The sequence below is a fragment of the Novosphingobium sp. FKTRR1 genome (assembly GCF_020404405.1).
In the GTDB taxonomy this organism is placed as follows: Bacteria; Pseudomonadota; Alphaproteobacteria; order Sphingomonadales; family Sphingomonadaceae; genus Novosphingobium.
On the sequence record NZ_JAIZDA010000048.1, the window covers coordinates 1 to 17,354 of the forward strand.

Genomic DNA, 17,354 nt, shown 5'->3' on the forward strand with positions numbered 1-17,354 from the left:
CCCGCACCTTCCCGCATATGCTTGCGGCGAGCGGTATCAGTCCAGGGCATGTGCTTCCTCCATCGTCTCGACAACGACGCTGAATCACAACCTACTGATATCGCTCAACCACTTTTCGCTCGGGCTCTCAGCCTTCTGCTCTCGCAGATGATTGCTCGCCACGATTGCCCGCTTTCCAAAGCATGCAAGCAGAATTTGAATGCGCTCAAGGAAATTCGAGATGTGGTCGAGCATCTCACGATCGGTCCGTTCGATCAAAAATGGCTGCCGCTATTCCAATCCACTTGCCTCAATTTCGAGAAGGCACTCACTGACCTGTTTGGCTCGCGTCTTACGCTCGGGCACGAACTTGGCTTTTCTCTCCAGTTCACCAAACTTGGTGCAGACCAGATCGCTACGCTACAAGGCTATGACATTCCTCCACACATTGCGGCGCTGGATGCCAGTATGGCTGGCAAGCTTGAAGATGGTGACGCAGACAATCTGGAATATCAGTTCAAGGTCATTTATACTTTAACGAGTGCCTCCAAGACCAAAGCACACTTTCAGTTTATCCAACCAGATTCCGCAGAAGGAAAGGAAATTCAGAACGTTCTCATCAAGTTTAAGCCGATAGATGACATTTGGCCCTTCAAGCCGGGCGAGGTTGTCAAACTTGTCGCAGATGGCAGTGGTCGGAATTTCACAAGTGATAAGCACCAACGCGCATGGAAACTCTACAAGGCACGCCCAAAGACAGGGGCGTTGGATCCGTCTGCGACAGATAAGCAGTACAGTATTTATCACTCGCCCTATAAATCCTATACGTATTCACAAGCTTGGGTGAACTTTCTATTAACTGAGATTGCCGACGATGCCCGATGGGCCGCGTTGTCAAACTTTAACGGGTAGAATTTTGGCCGCTATGCGCAATTACGATGACACTTCAATAAATGCCGCAATTAAGGTGATAGGTGTAAAAACTCCCAAAGCCTGTCGATCATTACACCTCCCAGCGGCGCTCTTGCCCAGTCTCTGCACTTGTCCTGCTGACCAAGCGCTCGGCCAGAACTTGTTCCACGGCCAGTGGATCGGTGGCGTTCGCCCGCGCTGGCCCGCGCATTACATCGCTCGCACGGCGTTGGGACGGAATGTGCGGCCATTTTGGCAGCATATCGCGAATGGGGCAGGGCGGCGCGCGACCGTTGGGCCGCGCGCCGCAGGGCATCAGGTCTTGTCAGGCCAGTTTGGCGATCAGCGCCTTGGCCACGTCTTCGCTGCTGGCGGGGTTCTGGCCGGTCACAAGCTGGCCATCGATCACGACATGCACCGACCAGTCCGGCCCTTTGCTGTAGTGGCCGCCTTGCGCGATGAATTCATCCTCGATCAGGAACGGCACGACGTCGGTCAGCCCGACCGCCGCTTCCTCGCCGTTGGTGAAGCCGGTCACGTTGCGGCCCTTGACCAGCGGATCGCCGTTGGCGGCCTTGACGTTCTTGAGCACGCCCGGCGCGTGGCAGACAAAGCCGATGGGCTTGCCCGCGCGCTCAAAGCTTTCGATCAGCGCGATCGAGGTGGCGCTTTCGGCCAGATCCCACAGCGGGCCATGGCCGCCGGGGTAGAACACCGTGTCGAAATCGGCCTGCTGCACGCTGTCCAGCTTGACCGTGTTGGCCAGCACGGCTTGCGCCGCCGGGTCGGCCTTGAAGCGATGGGTCAGCGCGGTCTGGAAATCGGGCAGGTCGCTTTTTGGATCGAGCGGCGGCTGGCCGCCAGCGGGCGAGGCAACGACGATCTGCGCGCCCGCATCGAGGAACGTGTAGTAAGGCGCGGCGAACTCTTCCAACCAGAAGCCGGTCTTTTCGCCGGTGTTGCCAAGGGCATCATGGCTGGTCAGGACCATCAGTACTTTCATGGGAATTCTCCAACATCGCCGCGATTCGCGCGGCTGTGAGCGGGAACCGGACGGCGTTGAAGCCTGCGGGGGGCAGTCAGCCCGGTTCCGCCTTGCGCCTTTAGTCGGTCCCGATGAACGGCGCCAGTCCGGCCTGCGCCGCCTGTGCATCCGCGATCAGGCGGCGCAGGACTTGGGCGGTGTCGGCCAGCAGGGTGGGGCCGAGCGGGCGCTCGCCGTTGATGAAGCGGCGGATGGCGCGCTCGTCGATGTCGAGCCGGCGCGAGGCCGCGGTGACGCCGCCCAGCACCTGAACGCAGTGGGCGAAATGATCGCGGGCGGCGGCTGAGGTGTCGGTATCGGTCATGGCTTGTGTCCTAGGCGCCGCCAGCCGCCTTTTCGTGGTGGCGGATGACTTCCTGAATGATGAAGCGCAGGAAGTTCTCGGAGAATTCGGGGTCGAGCTTGGCCTCCTCGGCCAGCTTGCGCAAGCGGGCGATCTGGCGCTCCTCGCGCCCCGGATCGCTGGCGGGCAGCTTGTTGGCGGCCTTGTGCGCGCCGACGGCCTGGGTGATGCGGAACCGCTCGGCCAGAATGTGGATCATCGCCGCGTCGATATTGTCGATGCTTTGCCGATAGCCTGCCAGCACCGCGTCTTCGGTCATCGTTGCAATCCCCATCGGTCACGCCATTCGTGCCTGCGTATGGCACCTGAGGGCGCTAGCGGGCAACTTGCGTCTTGCCAAGCGCGTAGCGGCGCGCCAACGGAGACTCGATGACCGCGACCATCCATTCGATCCCTCGCCGGGCCCAGCCTTCCCTGCAACCGCTGATGGCGCTGGTCGCGGATGACATGAACCATGTCAACGCCGTGATCCTTGACCGGATGCAGTCGCGCATCCCGCTGATCCCCGCGCTGGCCGGGCACCTGATCGCAGGCGGGGGCAAGCGGATGCGTCCGATGCTGACGCTCGCAGGTGCGGCGCTGCTGGGCTATGGCGGCGGACGGCACTACAAGCTGGCGGCGGCGGTGGAGTTCATCCACACCGCCACGCTGCTGCACGACGATGTGGTCGACGGCTCGGACATGCGGCGCGGCAAGAAGACCGCCAACATCGTCTATGGCAACCCCGCCACCGTGCTGGTCGGCGATTTCCTGTTCAGCCGCAGCTTCGAACTGATGGTCGAGGATGGCTCGATCCGCGTGCTGCGCATCCTGTCGAACGCATCTGCGGTGATTGCCGAGGGCGAGGTCGATCAATTGGTGGCGCAACGCCAGATCGACACGACCGAGGAACGCTATCTGTCGATCATCAACGCCAAGACGGCGGCGCTGTTCGCGGCGGCCTGCCGCATCGCGGCGGTCGTGGCCGAGCGGCCCGAAGCCGACGAACTGGCGCTCGATGCCTATGGCCGCAACCTGGGCATCGCGTTCCAGTTGGCCGACGATGCCATCGACTATGATTCGGACGCCTCGGAAATGGGCAAGGATCAGGGCGACGATTTCCGCGACGGCAAGATGACGCTGCCGGTGATCCTGGCTTATGCGCGCGGCAACGATGCCGAACGCGCGTTCTGGCGTGAGGCGATCAGCGGCGACCGCAACGGCGACGCCGACCTTGCCGAAGCGATCACGCTGATCCGCAAGCACGATGCCGTCAACGCCACGCGCGAGCGGGCGCGGCACTATGCCCAGCGCGCGATCGACGCCATCGCCGCGTTCCCGGCCAGCGCGGCCAAGGCGGCGATGACCGAAGCGGCCGAATTCGCGGTAGCCAGAAGGTTCTAAGGGGCAGGCTCTGAAAGGGTCGTGCCGGGCGGCTTATGGCCGGTCAGGATCGACCTTTTGATAGGCCTTGCGAATGGCGTCGGGCACGTCGGTGAAATCGTCCCACGGCAGTTCGCGGTGCAGCGTGTCGGACCAGCGCTCCAGCCACTCCACCCCATCGCGCCCGACATAGTGATCGGCCGTGCGGTACGCCGGATCGCGCATCGCGGTTTCGAGCGAGACGGGCTTGAGCCTCTCGTGCCGCAGGATGCCGACCAGATCGTCAAGGCTGTCGGCGTTCAACCGGCTGTCGTGCAGCAGCATGACATAGGCGATGTCGCGCCCGAACAAGGCGCGCGCGGCCTTGCGATACCAGGCGATCGTGCGCGCGGTATAGGCAAGGTAGCTTTGCCGGATGCGCGCGCGTTCGGCGCTGTCGCCGCGCCGCGCCGCATCGTCATAGGGTTCGGCAAATTCCCAGTCGTCGGCGTCGATCGTCACCGGGGCGATGCGATAGCCGTGGGCCGCCAGCCAGCGGTTGATCCGCGCCTTGACCCCGGCCGGGCTGCCCGTTTCCAGATAGGGATGGCGGAACCAGCGCAGCCGCTGGTGCACCGGCCCGAGCACCGCGCGGATCACCGGTTCGCCATGCGCGATATCGGCGATGTAGCCCGCCGCGCCCAGATCGTTGGGCGATTCGTGGCTGTACGTGTGGTTGCCCAAGGGGATCCCGGCCTGCACCCAGTGCCGCAAGTTGGCGATCTGCCGTGGCCGGTCGAGATCCTCGACTTTGCCCTGATTGACGAAGCCGATGACGGGCAGGCGGTTGCGCGCGATCGCCGCGATCAGATCGCGGTTGATGGCATCGACCCATGTCTGATCGGTCGATAGCGTCAGCCCCGGCAAATCGTCGAAAGTCAGCGCGATCGTGCCCGCGCGCGCGGCGTGCGCTACGTGCGCGGACGCAGCGGGACGGGCCATGGCGGGTGCCACGGCCAGTGCGGCCAGCAGCGCCAGCGCCGCGCACAGCTTTTGCGCCCTGCGCGGGCCGACCCCGGACTTGCGGCGATTGCGGATCATGCTGTTCCCACTGATTGCAAGGCGCTGGCCGCGCCAGTCACCCCATCGGGTACATGATTTCGCGGCTGACCTTGTTGACCGCCTTCATCGCTTCGTCGGGCAGCACCAGATCGCTCGCCGCGAAAATGGGGGCGAGCTGGTCGAACGCGGACACGCCGACGATGGTCGAGGCGACGAAATCGTGCTGCTTCGACCAGGCCACCGCGAACGTCACCGGATCGAGCCCGTGCTCGGCGGCGATGGCGGCAAAGCGTTCGGCCGAGGTGATCGACTTGTCGTTGACGAAGCGCCGCGCCATGGCTTCCTGACGACCACCGAGCGCGAGGTAGTTCGAGAAACGCGCGTCTTCGGGACGCGCGCCGTTCGAATACTTGCCCGCCAGCACCCCGCCGCCGATCGGCGAATAGGGGATCAGGCTGACCCCTTCCTGACGGCAGACTTGCGCCAGCTCGTCCTCGAACCGGCGGTTGTTCAGGCTGAAGTTGTTCTGGATCGTCTGGTAGCGCGTCGTGCCCAGCCGTTCGGACGCGGCAAGCGACTTCATCAGTCCCCACGCGGTTTCGTTCGAGCAGCCGGTGATCCGCACTTTGCCCGCGCGCACCAGTTCGTCGAGCACTTCCATCGTCTCGTCATACGGCGTGTCGTGGTCGGGCCAGTGCGTCTGGTACAGGTCGATGTAATCGGTGCCCAGCTTGGTCAGGCTGTCCTCGACCGCCACGATGATGTTGCGGCGGTCGAGCGCGGTCATGCCGTTGCGCTTGGGGCTTTTGAACCAGACGTGGCTTGGCCCGGAAACCTTGGTGGCAAGGATGATGGCATCGCGCGGCTTGGTCTTGAGCCACTTGCCGACGATCTCCTCGGTCCGGCCGACCCACTTGGCATCGGGCGGAACGGGATAGCCTTCGGCGGTGTCGAAGAAGTTGATCCCGGCGTCGTACGAGGCATCGAGGATGCGCAGCGATTCGGCTTCGTCGGCCTGACTGCCGAAGGTCATGGTGCCCATGCAGATATCGGATACGACAATGGCGGACTTGCCGAGGCGGCGGTGCTGCATGCCTTGTACTCTCTGACTGTGGTTGTTTCGCCAAGCTTGTGGGCTGGCATGGCCAAGGTCAAGGCCGCAGGTTGACGCGTGATGATGTGACGAGCGGTTGGGCCGCAGGACAATCGCGCGCCACTGCCGCTTGGGCGCAAGTGCTGTCGGTCAGCGTCCGTCGCGGTGAACAAGCCGCCACAGGCCATAGGCTGCGCCGATCAGGACCGCGATCAGGATGAGCAGCGCCACGCCGATCGTACCGCCGGTGAACAACAGTCCCGTGGCCAGCGCGACCAGAATTTCCAGAAAGACCTTCACCCGGCCAGCGCTGCCTCATGCCCAAGCGCGGTATGCGCTGGATCGGCATTGGCAGGTTTTGCCGGAAAGATCAGCCCAGAACCGACATGATCAGCGCGCGAATGCCCTGCACGATCGAACCGCCCGCGATCGGCGCCACCGCCAGCATCAGCAGGTTCAGCCCCACCAGCACGCCGATGACCCGTTCGCCACGACGGCCGAGCAGGCGGCGACGCGGCTCGGGCGGCGGCGGGCTGGGCGGCACCGAGGGCCAGGGATCGCGCAGATCAAGAAACATCGCGGCATGCCTTTCAGGGTCGGCTATTCAATGCAGAACACGCGGTTAAGTTCATTCGGTCCATCGCAGTTAATTTGGGATTTTCCACCGAGCCATTCGGCTTGGTGTCGTTTTCGGTGACTGGTCTGGTCCACCGGGTTCTTGCGACCCGCCGCCGAATCTTGCCGTCAACATCCTTGTTGGTTCGATAGCACGAGGTTGCAACCGTTACACGTGGTCCTTGGTGCTTTTGATGCAGAAAACCTTCCACTTCGGGCTGAAATACGTTGCGCGTTACCGGGCTTGAAACGACATCGCCCCTCGCCAGCGACAGCGCCAGGCGATAAGCGCACCCAAATGGCCGAATTGCCGACCCCGCTGCCCATCCATGCCGTGCTGCCGGACCTGCTTGCTGTGCTGCGCCAGCAGACCGGAGCGGTGCTGGTGGCCCCGCCCGGCGCGGGCAAGACGACCGCCGTCGCACCCGCGCTGCTGGCCGAACCGTGGTGCCAGGGGCGCGTGCTGCTGCTCTCGCCCCGCCGGGTTGCCGCGCGCGCTGCCGCCGAGCGCATGGCCGAACAACTGGGCGAGGCGGCGGGCCAGACCATCGGCTACATCACCCGGCTCGACAGCAAGCGCTCGGCCGCCACGCGCGTGCTGGTGATGACCGAAGCGATCTTCGTCGCCTCCATCCGCGACGATCCCGAGCTTGCGGGCATCAGCGCGGTGCTGTTCGACGAAGCGCACGAGCGCCACCTCGACAGCGATCTGGGCCTTGCCCTTGCGCTGGAAAGCCGCGCCGTGCTGCGCGACGATCTGCGCGTGCTGGTGATGTCGGCGACGCTCGATGGCGCGCGCTTTGCCGCGCTGCTGGGTGAGGGCGGTGCTCCGGCGGCGGTGGTGGAAAGCGCGGGCAAGGCGCATCCGCTGGCGATCCGCTGGCTGGGCTCCCGGCCCGACCAGCACACCGATCAGGCGGTCGCTTCGGCGGTGGTGCAGGCATGGGCCGAGGAGGAGGGCGATATCCTGGCCTTCCTGCCCGGCGTGCGTGACATCGCGCGGACTGCCGACCTGCTGGCCACGCGTTTGCCGCAAGCGCTGGTCCTGCCGCTGCACGGGCAAGTCGAACCGGCGGCGCAGCGCGCGGCCATTCGCCGCGATGCGCAAGGCCGCAGGCGGGTGGTGCTGGCCACCAGCATCGCCGAAACCTCGCTGACGCTCGACGGGGTGCGCATAGTCGTCGATGCCGGGCTGTCGCGCCGTGCCGAATTCGACAAGGCGGCGGGCGTGACCCGGCTGGTCACCACCCGCGCCAGTCAGGCAGCGGCGGCCCAGCGCGCGGGCCGCGCCGCGCGGCAGGGGCCGGGTGTCGCCTATCGCCTGTGGGAAGAAGCCGCGCACGCCGGGCGCCCCGCCTTCGATCCGCCCGAAATGCTGACCAGCGACCTTGCGCCGCTGGCTCTTACGCTGGCGACATGGGGCACGGTCGATGCCGCTGCGATGGCCTGGCTCGATCCGCCCCCGGCGGCAGCACTGGCGGCGGCGCGCAGTGGCTTGCAGGCGCTGGGCGCGCTGGATGCCGCGCTCCACGTCACGCCGCACGGCCGGGCCATGGCCGAACTGCCGATGGAACCCGCGCTCGCCCACATGCTCCTTTATGCCGCGCATCACGGCGCGCAAGGCGATGCGGCGCGGCTGGCGCTGCTGCTGCAGGAGCGCGGGCTGGGCGGGCCGGGCGAAGACCTTGGCCGCCGGTTCGAGCGGTGGGAGCGCGAGCGTTCGTCGCGTGCCGACGCCGCGCGCAAGCTGGCCGACCGCTGGGCCAGCGCCGCTGCGAGGCTGGCCCAGCCCGCGCGCCGGGGGGGCGAGCTGCCGCCGCTCGCCGTGCTGCTGGCCGAGGCCTTTCCCGACCGCATCGCCCGCGCCCGCGCCGCCAGCGGCGAGGAGTGGCTGTCGGCGGGCGGGCGCGGCTACCGGCTCGATGCCGCCAGTCCGCTCGCCTCGGCGCGCTGGCTCGTGATCGGCGACGCGCAGGGCGAGGCCAAGGGCGCGCGGATCATGGCCGCGCTGGCGCTCGACGAAGCCGACGTGACCCGCTGGCTCGGCCACCGCCTTGAAGAACGCCACACGCTGACATGGAACACCGCCGAAGCGCGCGCCGAGGCCCGGCTCGAACGGCGGCTGGGCGCCATCGTGCTTGCCCGCATCCCCGATCCCAAGCCCGATCCGCAGGCGCGGGCCGCCTTGCTGGCCGATCAGGTGCGCAAGGTCGGGCTTGATGCCTTGCCGCTGGGCGCCGCGTCGCGCGCCTTGCTCGAACGCGGTCGCCACGCCGGGCTGGCGGCGCTGGACGAGCGCGCGCTGCTCGATGATCTCGAAGGCTGGCTTGGCCCCCTGCTCAACGGGCGGCGCGATCTCGACCTTTCCGCCGGGCGGCTGCACGAAGCGCTGCTGGCGCGGCTCGACTGGAACGAGCGGCAGGCGCTCGACAAGCTGGCCCCGGCCGAGTTCCGCTCGCCCGCCGGAACCGCGCACCCGATCGATTATGCGCACGAAGGCGGCCCGCAAGTCGAACTGCGCGTGCAGGCGCTGTTCGGGCTCGACCGGCATCCCACCATCGGCCAGCCGCCGCGCCCGCTGCTGTTGTCGCTGACTTCGCCCGGCGGACGGCCGATCCAGACGACCGCCGATCTGCCGGGGTTCTGGCGCGGATCGTGGGCCGATGTGGTCAAGGACATGAAGGGCCGCTACCCGCGCCACCGCTGGCCCGATGCGCCGTGGACCGAAGACCCCAGCCTCAAGACCAAGAACGCCTTCGAGCGACAGAAAGGTGGTGCCTAGGCGCTTCGTCGGACTTGATTTGCGCACCGATTCGTGTGCAAGCCGCGCGCATGTCCGCACGCATCTATCAGCGCCCGAAAAACGCCATGCAGTCCGGCAAGGCCCGGACCGGCGATTGGATCCTCGAATTCGCGCCGGCCGAGGCGAAGAAGCCCGACCCCCTGATGGGCTGGGCCGGCTCGGGCGACACCCAAGTGCAGGTGATCCTCAAGTTCGCCAGCGCGGACGAGGCGCAGGCCTATGCCGACAAGTACGGCATTGCCGTGCACGTCACGCCCACCCCGCCGCGCCGCCTCAAGCTGCAAAGCTACGCCGACAACTTCCGCTGAGCCGACAGGTGGGGGCGCGTTGCAAGCGCTCTTGCCAAACAGTGACAGGCCCGTCATATGCGCCACCGGGAGTCGGGTGGACGTTTGCGTTCGCCAACCTGGTCAGGTCCGGAAGGAAGCAGCCACAACGATTTTGCGGCGGGTCGCCCGGCTCCTTTTGCATTCAAAAGCGGTTTGCACACGAAAATGGCGGTCTGCGGGCCGCCATTTTGCGTCTGGGCGTTTGGCTTCGTTGGGCGCGCTATTCGGCCTGCGCCGCCGCTTTCATCCGGCTGCGCGCTTCGTTGCGTGAGCCGGTTGCCGGGACCAGTCCGGCCACTTTACCAAGGCCGATCGGCGGCATGTTGCCATAGATCGTTTCAAGGCCGCCCGCCGGAACCACATAGGTTTCGTGATAGATGCCCACGGTGCCGTCGCTGCCGATGGCCTTGTTGAAGGCCAGCCATGCGGGCCAGTGCTGGCGCTCGCGGGCGCGGGCATAGGCTTCGAGGCTTTCGAAATCGCGCCAGTATTGCACCATCTGGATCGTGCGCAGTCCGGCCAGCGTGAACTCGGTGCCAAGGAAGCCGCTGCCCGGATCGGCCGACAGTTCGGCGATCATCGGTCCCATCGCGCGGACCACCGGCAACCATTTGCGCAGCTTGTGAAAGTGGTTGATGCGCATGCCGATGATGAACACCACCAGCGCGCCCTGGTGTGCGGCGGTCATGCGGCCGGGGATGATCGTGCTCATGCCATCAGCGTTTCATGGGGCAACTTGCCTGTCAATCCTGCGGCAATCCCCCGCAAAGGCATGAACGCCCATTCGACAATCGCGCGGGCACATCCTACCTAGGGCAGTGATGGCCGATTCCACCGACATGTTTGGCGATACGCCCGAAGACGACGACGATTCGCCCAGCGCCGCCGAACTGGAGGCTGCGGGTCAGGCGTCGATGTTCGGCGATCCCCCGCCCCCTGCTGCGCCCCCTTCGGCGCCTCCAGCCGCGCCTGTGGCGCGGGTGCAGGAGCCGCGCGCGGCTGCGCCGGTCGCTCCTGTCGCGGCCCCGAGTCCGCCCTCGCAGCCCTATCGCGTGCTGGCGCGCAAGTACCGCTCGCAGACGTTTGCCGAACTGATCGGGCAGGAAGCGATGGTCCAGACGCTGGCCAACGCCATCCGGCGCGGGCGGCTGGCGCATGCCTTCCTGATGACCGGCATCCGCGGGGTGGGCAAGACCAGCACCGCGCGGCTGATCGCCAAGGCGCTCAACTGCATCGGACCCGACGGGCAGGGCGGGCCGACCATCGATTCGTGCGGGGTGTGCGAACCGTGCGTGGCCATCGCCGAAGGGCGCCACATCGACGTGATCGAGATGGACGCCGCCAGCAATACCGGCGTCGACGACGTGCGCGAGATCATCGAGGCGGTGCGCTATGCCGCCGTTTCGGCGCGCTACAAGATCTACATCATCGACGAAGTCCACATGCTGACGCGCAACGCCTTCAACGCGCTGCTCAAGACGCTTGAGGAACCGCCCGCGCACGTGAAGTTCCTGTTCGCCACGACCGAGGTGGACAAGCTGCCGGTGACGGTGCTGTCACGCTGCCAGCGCTTCGATCTCAAGCGTATCCAGTCGCCGGTGCTGGCCAGCCACTTCGCGATGATCTGCGAGAAAGAGGGCGTCGCCGCCGATGCCGAGGCGCTGGCGATGATCGCGGCGGCTGCCGAAGGATCGGTGCGCGACGGCTTGTCGATCCTCGATCAGGCTATCGCCCATGCCGATCTGGCCGGTGGTGGCGGCGAGGGCGACGATACTGACGGGCGCACCCACATCACCGCCGCGCAAGTGCGCGAGATGCTGGGCCTTGCCGACAAGACCCTGCAACGCCGCCTGTTCGCCGCGCTGTTGGGCGGTCAGGCGCGCGCGCTGCTCGATGAAGTGGCGGCGCAGTACGCCTTGGGCATCGAACCTGCCGCCATGTTGCGCGCGCAGATGGATCTGGTCCACAAGGTCACCGTGGCGCAAGTCGGCGGCGCCGACGATGCCCGTTCGGCCGAAGAGCGCGAGGCGCTGGAAGGCTGGGCCAAGGGGCTGTCGGCGGGGCAGTTGCACCGGCTGTGGCAGTTGCTGCTCAAGGGCTTTGACGAAGTGCGCAGCGCGCCCGATCCGCTGGCGGCGGCACAGATGGCGCTGCTGCGCGTGGCCCACGCCACCGACCTGCCCGACCCCGGCGCGCTGGTCAAAAAGCTTGAGGACATGGCGGCGCGCGGCGCGCTGGTGGCTGCGTCATCGTCGGCAGGCGATGGCGCCGCGGGTGCGCCCGCAGCCGCGCTGGCCGCGCCCGCGCCCGATTGGGAAGGGCTGGTCGAACTGGTCGACGAAGGCGCACCGCTGGTCGGCGCGACGATGCGGCTGGGGGTGCGGGTGATCGAGCTCAAACGCGGGCATCTGGTCTATGAACTGGCGCCCGGCCTGCCCGGCGATCCCACCGCCGAAATCCGCAAGGCGCTGCAAGGCGCTACTGGCGAACCATGGATCGTCGAGCGCAGCACCGCCGCCAGCCCCGGCACCGCGCAACCGAGCCTTGAAGAAGTGAAGGCCGCCGCCGTCGCCGCCGCCGAGGCCGCCCTGCAACAAGATCCGCTGGTCCTTGCCACGCTGGCCGCCTTTCCCGGCGCGTCGTTCGTGGACGAGGAGCCCGGCCGCAACAGCAACCCCAGACCCTGGAGCAAGCGCGCATGAAGTCGATGGAAGAAATGATCCAGGCCGCCCAAAAAGCGGCGCAAACGATCCAGCAGCAGATGGAGGATGCGCAAGGTCGGCTCGACGCGATCGAGATCGAAGGCGCGGCTGGCGGCGGCCTCGTGCGGATTCGCGCAACGGCCAAGGGTCGCGTGATCGGCGTCAGCATCGACGACAGCCTGCTGGCGCCTTCGGAAAAGGGCATCCTCGAAGACCTCGTGGCAGCAGCGTTCAACGATGCGCGCGGCAAGGCCGATGCCGCTGCGGGCGAGGAAATGCAGAAGGTGCAGATGGCGGCCGGGATTCCGCCGGGCTTCAAACTGCCGTTCTGAGCCGCGGCTCCCGCACTGCCGCATTTTCCGGCCAGCCGGTAGATGCGGCGGCTCGTCCCGGAACGAGCCGCATCTGTGACCAAATTCTGCGACAACTGTTGCAGCCATGTTGCATTGCGGGCAGACTCCTGCAAGGGCGATCCTGCACGGCCTTACCCCCCCGGACAGGTCGATGTGTCGCCTCTTGAAAGGAATGCCGGTTGATCGGTTCTGCCGTCGCTTTGGCCTTGGTTTGCGCGCAGGGAAGCGTATCTGCCCCCACGATCGCTTGCGCGATCTCTCCCGCTGCCACGTCTGCCGGGCTGGCCAATGATGCGGTGGCCGATGGCGGGCCAGGAGCGGGCGCCAGCGATCAGGCCTCACCGGCCAGCACCGCGCCTGCGGCCACCGGCGCCGAGGACCAGCCGCCGACCAATGAGATCGTCGTCTCCGGTCGGGGCAAGCCCCCGCCGCAAGACCCGCTCGAACGGATCAACGAGACGACCTATCAGGTCACGCAGAAGGTCGATGACAAAGTCGTCGCCCCGCTGGCCAACGGCTATCGCAGGGCGTTGCCCAATCCGGTACGCCTGGGCCTGCACAATTTTCTGGTGAACCTGACCGAGCCGGTCATGGCGTTCAACTATCTGTTGCAGATCAAGCCGGGCAAGGCCGCCGAGACGGTCGCGCGCTTCGGCATCAACTCCACCATCGGCATCGCCGGTCTGGCCGACGTAGCCAAGAAGCGGCCGTTCAACCTGCCCTATCACCGCAACGGGCTGGCCAATACGCTGGGCTATTACGGCATCGGGCCGGGGCCCTACATGTTCCTGCCGCTGGTCGGTCCCACGACCTTGCGCGATCTGATCGGGCTGACCGTCGACCGCGCGCTGATGCCGTTTGCCATCGGCGGACCGTTGCGCAGCCCTTATTACGTGTTCCCGTCGGTGGTGGTGAAGGCGCTGGATGACCGGGTCATGGCCGATGGCGAACTGGCGCGAATTCGCGATTCCGAAGACCCTTACGTCAGCTATCGCAAGTCGTACCTGCAAGTGCGGCATGACGAGATCGAGGCGCTGCACGGGCGCGGACCGCTGGCCAAGGGCGCGGTCGGGGTGTGGCCGTTCATGCGTCCGATCGGCAGCCCGCAGGTTCCGGCGACTGCACCGGCTGCTGCACCGGCTGCTGCGCCCGCTCCGGTACCCGCTCCGACTCCGGCCGACCCGACCGTTGCTCCGCCCGCCGCCGTTGCTCCGCCAGCCGCTGCCTCGCCGCCTGCGCCTGTGGCCCCGGTGTTCGTTTCCCACCCGGTCGTTCAGCCACTCCCCGTCACGCACTGAGGGCCCACGCACTGGGGGCCCACGCACTGGGGGGCCACACTCTGATGGGCCTACGCGCTGGCGGTTTCGGCGTTGCCTGAAGGGGTGAAAAACATCCCTTCCACAGCCGTCTTGGTTAGAAGGCATTGCGGCGCGGGCGCGGCGCTCCCATATCCTGAGCCAAGTCCCGTTGCGCAAGTGCGACAGCACCGGTGCGACGGGCCAACGGACTGAACAACGCCCATGAACGTTTATCCCCTGCTTCCCTTGCGCGATATCGTCGTGTTCCCCGGCATGGTCGTGCCCTTGTTTGTCGGACGCGAAAAGTCGGTCGCCGCGCTGGAATCGGCGATGGCCGGCAGCAAGGACATCTTCCTGCTCGCCCAGCTTGACCCCGGCTGCGATGATCCCGACCGCGACGATCTGTATGACACCGGCGTCGTCGCCAGCGTGCTGCAACTGCTGAAATTGCCCGACGGCACCGTGCGCGTGCTGGTCGAAGGCCATCGCCGCGCGACGTTGAACAATCTGCGCACCGAAACCGTCAACGGCACCGATTTGCTGGTGGCCGCGGTCGATCCGGTCGAGGATGAGCCGGTCGCCAGCGCCGAAGTATCGGCGATGATGCGCTCGGTGGTCGATCAGTTCACCGAATATGCCAAACTTTCCAAGAAGATGCCGCAGGACGCCGGCACCACGCTGGGCGATATCGAAGAAGCCGGCAAGCTCGCCGATGCGGTCGCCTCGAACCTTGCGGCAAAAGTTGCCGACAAGCAGGCGCTGCTGTCCGAGATCGACGCGCTCAAGCGGTTGGAAATGGTGCTCTCGTTCATGGAGGGCGAGCTTGGCGTGCTGCAGGTCGAGCGCAAGATCCGTGGCCGCGTCAAGCGCCAGATGGAAAAGACCCAGCGCGAATATTACCTCAACGAACAGCTCAAGGCGATCCAGTCCGAACTGGGTGGCGGCGACGGTGAAGAAACCAACGAGATTCAGGAACTTCAGGACAAGATCGAGACCCTGAAGCTGTCCAAGGAGGCGCGGGCCAAGGCGCAGGGCGAGCTCAAGAAGCTCAAGACCATGCAGCCGATGAGCGCCGAGGCGACCGTCATCCGCAATTACCTCGATGTGCTGCTGGGCCTGCCGTGGGGCAAGCGCAGCAAGCTGAAAAAGGACATTGCGGCGGCGCAGGGCGTGCTCGATGCCGATCACTACGCGCTCGACAAGGTCAAGGACCGCATCGTCGAATATCTGGCGGTGCAGGCGCGCACCAACAAGCTGAAGGGGCCGATCCTGTGCCTCGTCGGCCCGCCGGGCGTGGGCAAGACCAGCCTTGGCAAGTCGATCGCCAAGGCGACCGGCCGCCAGTTCGTGCGCCAGTCGCTGGGCGGCGTGCGCGACGAGGCCGAGATTCGCGGTCACCGGCGCACTTACATCGGCTCGCTGCCGGGCAAGATCGTGACCAACCTGCGCAAGGCAGGTGCCAGCAACCCGCTGTTCCTGCTCGATGAAATCGACAAGCTGGGGCAGGATTTCCGGGGCGATCCGGCATCCGCGCTGCTTGAGGTGCTCGATCCCGAACAGAACGCGAAGTTCCAGGATCACTACCTTGAGGTCGACATCGACCTGTCGGACGTGATGTTCGTGTGCACGGCCAACAGCCTCAACCTGCCGCAGGCGCTGCTCGATCGCATGGAGATCATCCGGCTCGAAGGCTATACCGAGGACGAGAAGGTCGAGATCGCCGAGCGCCACCTGATCGCCAAGCAGGTTGAGGCGCACGGATTGAAGCCAGGCGAATTCGTGCTGGAACACGACGCGTTGCGCGACCTTATCCGGTATTACACCCGCGAGGCCGGGGTGCGCACGCTGGAGCGCGAAATCGCGCGGCTGGCGCGCAAGTCGTTGCGCAAGATCCTTGAGGCCAAGGAAACGAGCGTGACGATCACGCCCGAAAACCTGTCCGACTATGCCGGGGTGCGCAAGTTCCGCCATGGCGTCTCGGACGACGAGAACCAGGTGGGCGCGGTGACGGGCCTTGCCTGGACCGAAGTCGGCGGCGAACTGCTGACCATCGAAAGCGTGACCGTGCCCGGCAAGGGTGCGGTGCGCACCACCGGCAAACTGGGCGAAGTGATGAGCGAGGGCGTCCAGATGGCGTTCAGCTTCGTCAAGGCGCGCAGCCCGGCCTATGGCATCAAGCCTTCGGTGTTCCATCGCAAGGACTTGCACATCCACTTGCCCGAAGGCGCGGTGCCCAAGGACGGGCCGTCGGCGGGCATCGGCATGGTCACCGCGATGGTCTCGACGCTTACCGGCATTCCGGTGCGCGCCGACGTGGCGATGACCGGCGAAGTGACGCTGCGGGGCCGCGTGCTGGCGATCGGGGGCCTCAAGGAAAAGCTGCTGGCCGCATTGCGCGGCGGCATCAAGACCGTGTTGATCCCCGAGGAGAACCGCAAGGATCTGGTCGAGATTCCGGCAGCCATCCTCGAAAAGCTCGAGATCGTGCCGGTCAGCCATGTCGATGAAGTGCTCGCCCGCGCGCTGACCGCGCCGATCGAGCCGATCGAGTGGACCGAAGCCGATGATCTGGCCAGCCAGCCAACCGCTGGTGTGCCAGCCGCTCAGCCGGCCCCAACCGCGCATTGATCGCGCCTCTGGCTGGTTTTGCTGCGCTTATCGCTGACTGACCGATGCCCGTGCACACATTTCGTGTGCGCGGGCATCGGTTGCGATGAAGCGTTGGGATTCCGCCGATAAATCGAAGTTTACCGGGCCATTTGCCTTTGACAGCGGATTCTTTCTCCGCTCTGTTTGCGGTCAGTTTGACTTCGATTCCACAAGATTCAGATTATCCGGAAAACACAGGGGCTTTCGCAATGAACAAGAACGATCTGATTGGCGCCGTTGCCGATACAAGCGGACTTTCCAAGGGTGATGCGACCAAGGCTGTCGAAGCGGTGTTCGACGCCATCACCGGCACGCTGGCAAAGGGTGAAGAAGTGCGCCTCGTCGGATTCGGCACGTTCTCTGTCGCCAAGCGCAAGGCTTCGACCGGCCGCAACCCGCGTACGGGCGAGCCCATGTCGATCAAGGCGTCGGCCCAGCCCAAGTTCAAGGCCGGCAAGGGCCTGAAGGATGCGGTCAACTGATCGGCGCTTGATCGTCGCACAGGACAGGCCCGCCCGGCCCGTCTTCGCGCAGTCGTGCTGAACTAAAAAGCCGTGCAAGCATCAACGCTTGCGCGGCTTTTTGCTGCCCCAGCGCCAGCGCGGCGCCGGAGCGGGACCGACAAGCCGGTCCTCGCAATCGGACCGGGCAGGGTGGCGGGCACGTCCGCAATGCCCAGCTTTGGAATTTTGTGTATTTGGTAAGAGCCCGATTCAAAAGTCTGTCATGCGGCTGAAAGTCGCGCAATTCTGCGGGTTAGCATCCGGATAGAAGCGATATTCGCCCACGCGGTCGAGCTCTCGATGGAGCGTTCCCAGTCTTTGGCGAGG

17 protein-coding genes, 1 other RNA gene and 1 pseudogene are annotated in these 17,354 nt (G+C 65.8%); 10 read left to right on the forward strand and 9 right to left on the reverse strand.

Annotation, left to right across the window (positions count from 1 at the left end; translation table 11 throughout):
* The coding region (locus tag LDN95_RS21560) for a DUF3644 domain-containing protein (RefSeq protein WP_226019593.1) at nucleotides 1–891 on the forward strand (891 nt) is incomplete at its 5' end.
* Between the two features lie 325 nt (nucleotides 892–1,216).
* Here LDN95_RS21560 and LDN95_RS21565 read toward each other — a convergent pair.
* From LDN95_RS21565 to LDN95_RS21575, 3 genes are all read right to left on the reverse strand, one after another.
* Nucleotides 1,217–1,894 carry a type 1 glutamine amidotransferase domain-containing protein gene (locus tag LDN95_RS21565; RefSeq protein ID WP_226019594.1) on the reverse strand — a complete coding sequence of 226 codons (678 nt, stop codon included), beginning with the start codon at nucleotides 1,892–1,894 and terminating at the stop codon, nucleotides 1,217–1,219.
* A 100-nt stretch (nucleotides 1,895–1,994) separates the two neighbouring features.
* Nucleotides 1,995–2,240: a hypothetical protein gene (locus tag LDN95_RS21570; protein WP_226019595.1), complete on the reverse strand. Its 246-nt coding sequence runs from the start codon at nucleotides 2,238–2,240 to the stop codon at nucleotides 1,995–1,997.
* Nucleotides 2,241–2,250: 10 nt separating this feature from the next.
* Nucleotides 2,251–2,538 (reverse strand): chorismate mutase, encoded by a 288-nt coding sequence (locus tag LDN95_RS21575; protein ID WP_226019596.1) that lies wholly within the window; start codon nucleotides 2,536–2,538, stop codon nucleotides 2,251–2,253.
* Nucleotides 2,539–2,648: 110 nt separating this feature from the next.
* Between LDN95_RS21575 and LDN95_RS21580 the strand changes: the two genes are divergently transcribed.
* Entirely contained in the window at nucleotides 2,649–3,662 is a 1,014-nt protein-coding gene (locus LDN95_RS21580; protein WP_226019597.1) for a polyprenyl synthetase family protein, read from the forward strand.
* Between the two features lie 33 nt (nucleotides 3,663–3,695).
* On the opposite strand, the gene LDN95_RS21585 is transcribed toward LDN95_RS21580, so the two are convergent.
* From LDN95_RS21585 to LDN95_RS21600, 4 genes are all read right to left on the reverse strand, one after another.
* Complete coding sequence (locus LDN95_RS21585; RefSeq protein WP_226019598.1) at nucleotides 3,696–4,721, reverse strand: polysaccharide deacetylase family protein; 1,026 nt, start codon at nucleotides 4,719–4,721, stop codon at nucleotides 3,696–3,698.
* Nucleotides 4,722–4,758: 37 nt separating this feature from the next.
* The gene (locus LDN95_RS21590; protein ID WP_226019599.1) at nucleotides 4,759–5,775 is read right to left on the reverse strand and encodes an aldo/keto reductase; all 1,017 of its coding nucleotides are present in this window, start codon (nucleotides 5,773–5,775) and stop codon (nucleotides 4,759–4,761) included.
* 150 nt (nucleotides 5,776–5,925) lie between these two features.
* A complete protein-coding gene (locus LDN95_RS21595; RefSeq protein ID WP_226019600.1) occupies nucleotides 5,926–6,075 on the reverse strand; it encodes a hypothetical protein in 150 nt (49 codons plus the stop codon).
* A gap of 70 nt (nucleotides 6,076–6,145) precedes the next feature.
* On the reverse strand, nucleotides 6,146–6,352 hold the full coding sequence (locus LDN95_RS21600) for a hypothetical protein (RefSeq protein ID WP_226019601.1): 207 nt from the start codon (nucleotides 6,350–6,352) through the stop codon (nucleotides 6,146–6,148).
* 336 nt (nucleotides 6,353–6,688) lie between these two features.
* Here LDN95_RS21600 and hrpB point away from each other — a divergent pair, with 336 nt between their 5' ends.
* The 3 genes from hrpB to ffs all read left to right on the forward strand — a co-directional run bounded on the left by hrpB (nucleotide 6,689) and on the right by ffs (nucleotide 9,662).
* Nucleotides 6,689–9,172, forward strand: coding sequence for an ATP-dependent helicase HrpB (gene hrpB / locus LDN95_RS21605; protein WP_226019602.1), 2,484 nt, complete (start codon nucleotides 6,689–6,691; stop codon nucleotides 9,170–9,172).
* Between the two features lie 50 nt (nucleotides 9,173–9,222).
* Complete coding sequence (locus tag LDN95_RS21610) at nucleotides 9,223–9,501, forward strand: ETC complex I subunit (RefSeq protein ID WP_226019603.1); 279 nt, start codon at nucleotides 9,223–9,225, stop codon at nucleotides 9,499–9,501.
* Between the two features lie 65 nt (nucleotides 9,502–9,566).
* Nucleotides 9,567–9,662: signal recognition particle sRNA small type (gene ffs, locus LDN95_RS21615), an RNA gene on the forward strand.
* Between the two features lie 80 nt (nucleotides 9,663–9,742).
* Here the strand turns inward: ffs and LDN95_RS21620 are convergent.
* Nucleotides 9,743–10,234: a DUF4188 domain-containing protein gene (locus LDN95_RS21620; protein WP_226019604.1), complete on the reverse strand. Its 492-nt coding sequence runs from the start codon at nucleotides 10,232–10,234 to the stop codon at nucleotides 9,743–9,745.
* Nucleotides 10,235–10,343: 109 nt separating this feature from the next.
* Here LDN95_RS21620 and LDN95_RS21625 point away from each other — a divergent pair, with 109 nt between their 5' ends.
* The 5 genes from LDN95_RS21625 to LDN95_RS21645 all read left to right on the forward strand — a co-directional run bounded on the left by LDN95_RS21625 (nucleotide 10,344) and on the right by LDN95_RS21645 (nucleotide 17,006).
* Nucleotides 10,344–12,224, forward strand: a complete 1,881-nt coding sequence (locus tag LDN95_RS21625; RefSeq protein ID WP_226019605.1) for a DNA polymerase III subunit gamma/tau — start codon at nucleotides 10,344–10,346, stop codon at nucleotides 12,222–12,224.
* Nucleotides 12,221–12,556, forward strand: coding sequence for a YbaB/EbfC family nucleoid-associated protein (locus LDN95_RS21630; protein ID WP_226019606.1), 336 nt, complete (start codon nucleotides 12,221–12,223; stop codon nucleotides 12,554–12,556). Before LDN95_RS21625 ends, LDN95_RS21630 begins: the two co-directional genes overlap by 4 nt.
* A gap of 200 nt (nucleotides 12,557–12,756) precedes the next feature.
* The gene (locus tag LDN95_RS21635; RefSeq protein ID WP_226019607.1) at nucleotides 12,757–13,875 is read left to right on the forward strand and encodes a VacJ family lipoprotein; all 1,119 of its coding nucleotides are present in this window, start codon (nucleotides 12,757–12,759) and stop codon (nucleotides 13,873–13,875) included.
* A 222-nt stretch (nucleotides 13,876–14,097) separates the two neighbouring features.
* Nucleotides 14,098–16,503, forward strand: a complete 2,406-nt coding sequence (lon, locus tag LDN95_RS21640) for an endopeptidase La (RefSeq protein ID WP_226019608.1) — start codon at nucleotides 14,098–14,100, stop codon at nucleotides 16,501–16,503.
* A gap of 230 nt (nucleotides 16,504–16,733) precedes the next feature.
* Nucleotides 16,734–17,006, forward strand: a complete 273-nt coding sequence (locus LDN95_RS21645; RefSeq protein WP_226019609.1) for an HU family DNA-binding protein — start codon at nucleotides 16,734–16,736, stop codon at nucleotides 17,004–17,006.
* 242 nt (nucleotides 17,007–17,248) lie between these two features.
* Here the strand turns inward: LDN95_RS21645 and LDN95_RS21650 are convergent.
* Nucleotides 17,249–17,354: pseudogene (locus LDN95_RS21650) on the reverse strand (IS5/IS1182 family transposase); the annotation flags it as partial.

Excerpts from the sequence above, each read along its gene's own strand:
- LDN95_RS21630 (WP_226019606.1), top strand. The coding sequence starts at position 12,221 with ATGAAGTCGATGGAAGAAATGATCCAGGCCGCCCAAAAAGCGGCGCAA.
- LDN95_RS21625 (WP_226019605.1), top strand. The coding sequence starts at position 10,344 with ATGGCCGATTCCACCGACATGTTTGGCGATACGCCCGAAGACGACGAC.
- LDN95_RS21570 (WP_226019595.1), bottom strand. The coding sequence starts at position 2,240 with ATGACCGATACCGACACCTCAGCCGCCGCCCGCGATCATTTCGCCCAC.
- LDN95_RS21645 (WP_226019609.1), top strand. The coding sequence starts at position 16,734 with ATGAACAAGAACGATCTGATTGGCGCCGTTGCCGATACAAGCGGACTT.
- LDN95_RS21575 (WP_226019596.1), bottom strand. The coding sequence starts at position 2,538 with ATGACCGAAGACGCGGTGCTGGCAGGCTATCGGCAAAGCATCGACAAT.
- LDN95_RS21620 (WP_226019604.1), bottom strand. The coding sequence starts at position 10,234 with ATGAGCACGATCATCCCCGGCCGCATGACCGCCGCACACCAGGGCGCG.
- hrpB (WP_226019602.1), top strand. The coding sequence starts at position 6,689 with ATGGCCGAATTGCCGACCCCGCTGCCCATCCATGCCGTGCTGCCGGAC.
- LDN95_RS21580 (WP_226019597.1), top strand. The coding sequence starts at position 2,649 with ATGACCGCGACCATCCATTCGATCCCTCGCCGGGCCCAGCCTTCCCTG.
- LDN95_RS21600 (WP_226019601.1), bottom strand. The coding sequence starts at position 6,352 with ATGTTTCTTGATCTGCGCGATCCCTGGCCCTCGGTGCCGCCCAGCCCG.
- LDN95_RS21590 (WP_226019599.1), bottom strand. The coding sequence starts at position 5,775 with ATGCAGCACCGCCGCCTCGGCAAGTCCGCCATTGTCGTATCCGATATC.
- LDN95_RS21585 (WP_226019598.1), bottom strand. The coding sequence starts at position 4,721 with ATGATCCGCAATCGCCGCAAGTCCGGGGTCGGCCCGCGCAGGGCGCAA.
- LDN95_RS21610 (WP_226019603.1), top strand. The coding sequence starts at position 9,223 with ATGTCCGCACGCATCTATCAGCGCCCGAAAAACGCCATGCAGTCCGGC.
- LDN95_RS21565 (WP_226019594.1), bottom strand. The coding sequence starts at position 1,894 with ATGAAAGTACTGATGGTCCTGACCAGCCATGATGCCCTTGGCAACACC.
- lon (WP_226019608.1), top strand. The coding sequence starts at position 14,098 with ATGAACGTTTATCCCCTGCTTCCCTTGCGCGATATCGTCGTGTTCCCC.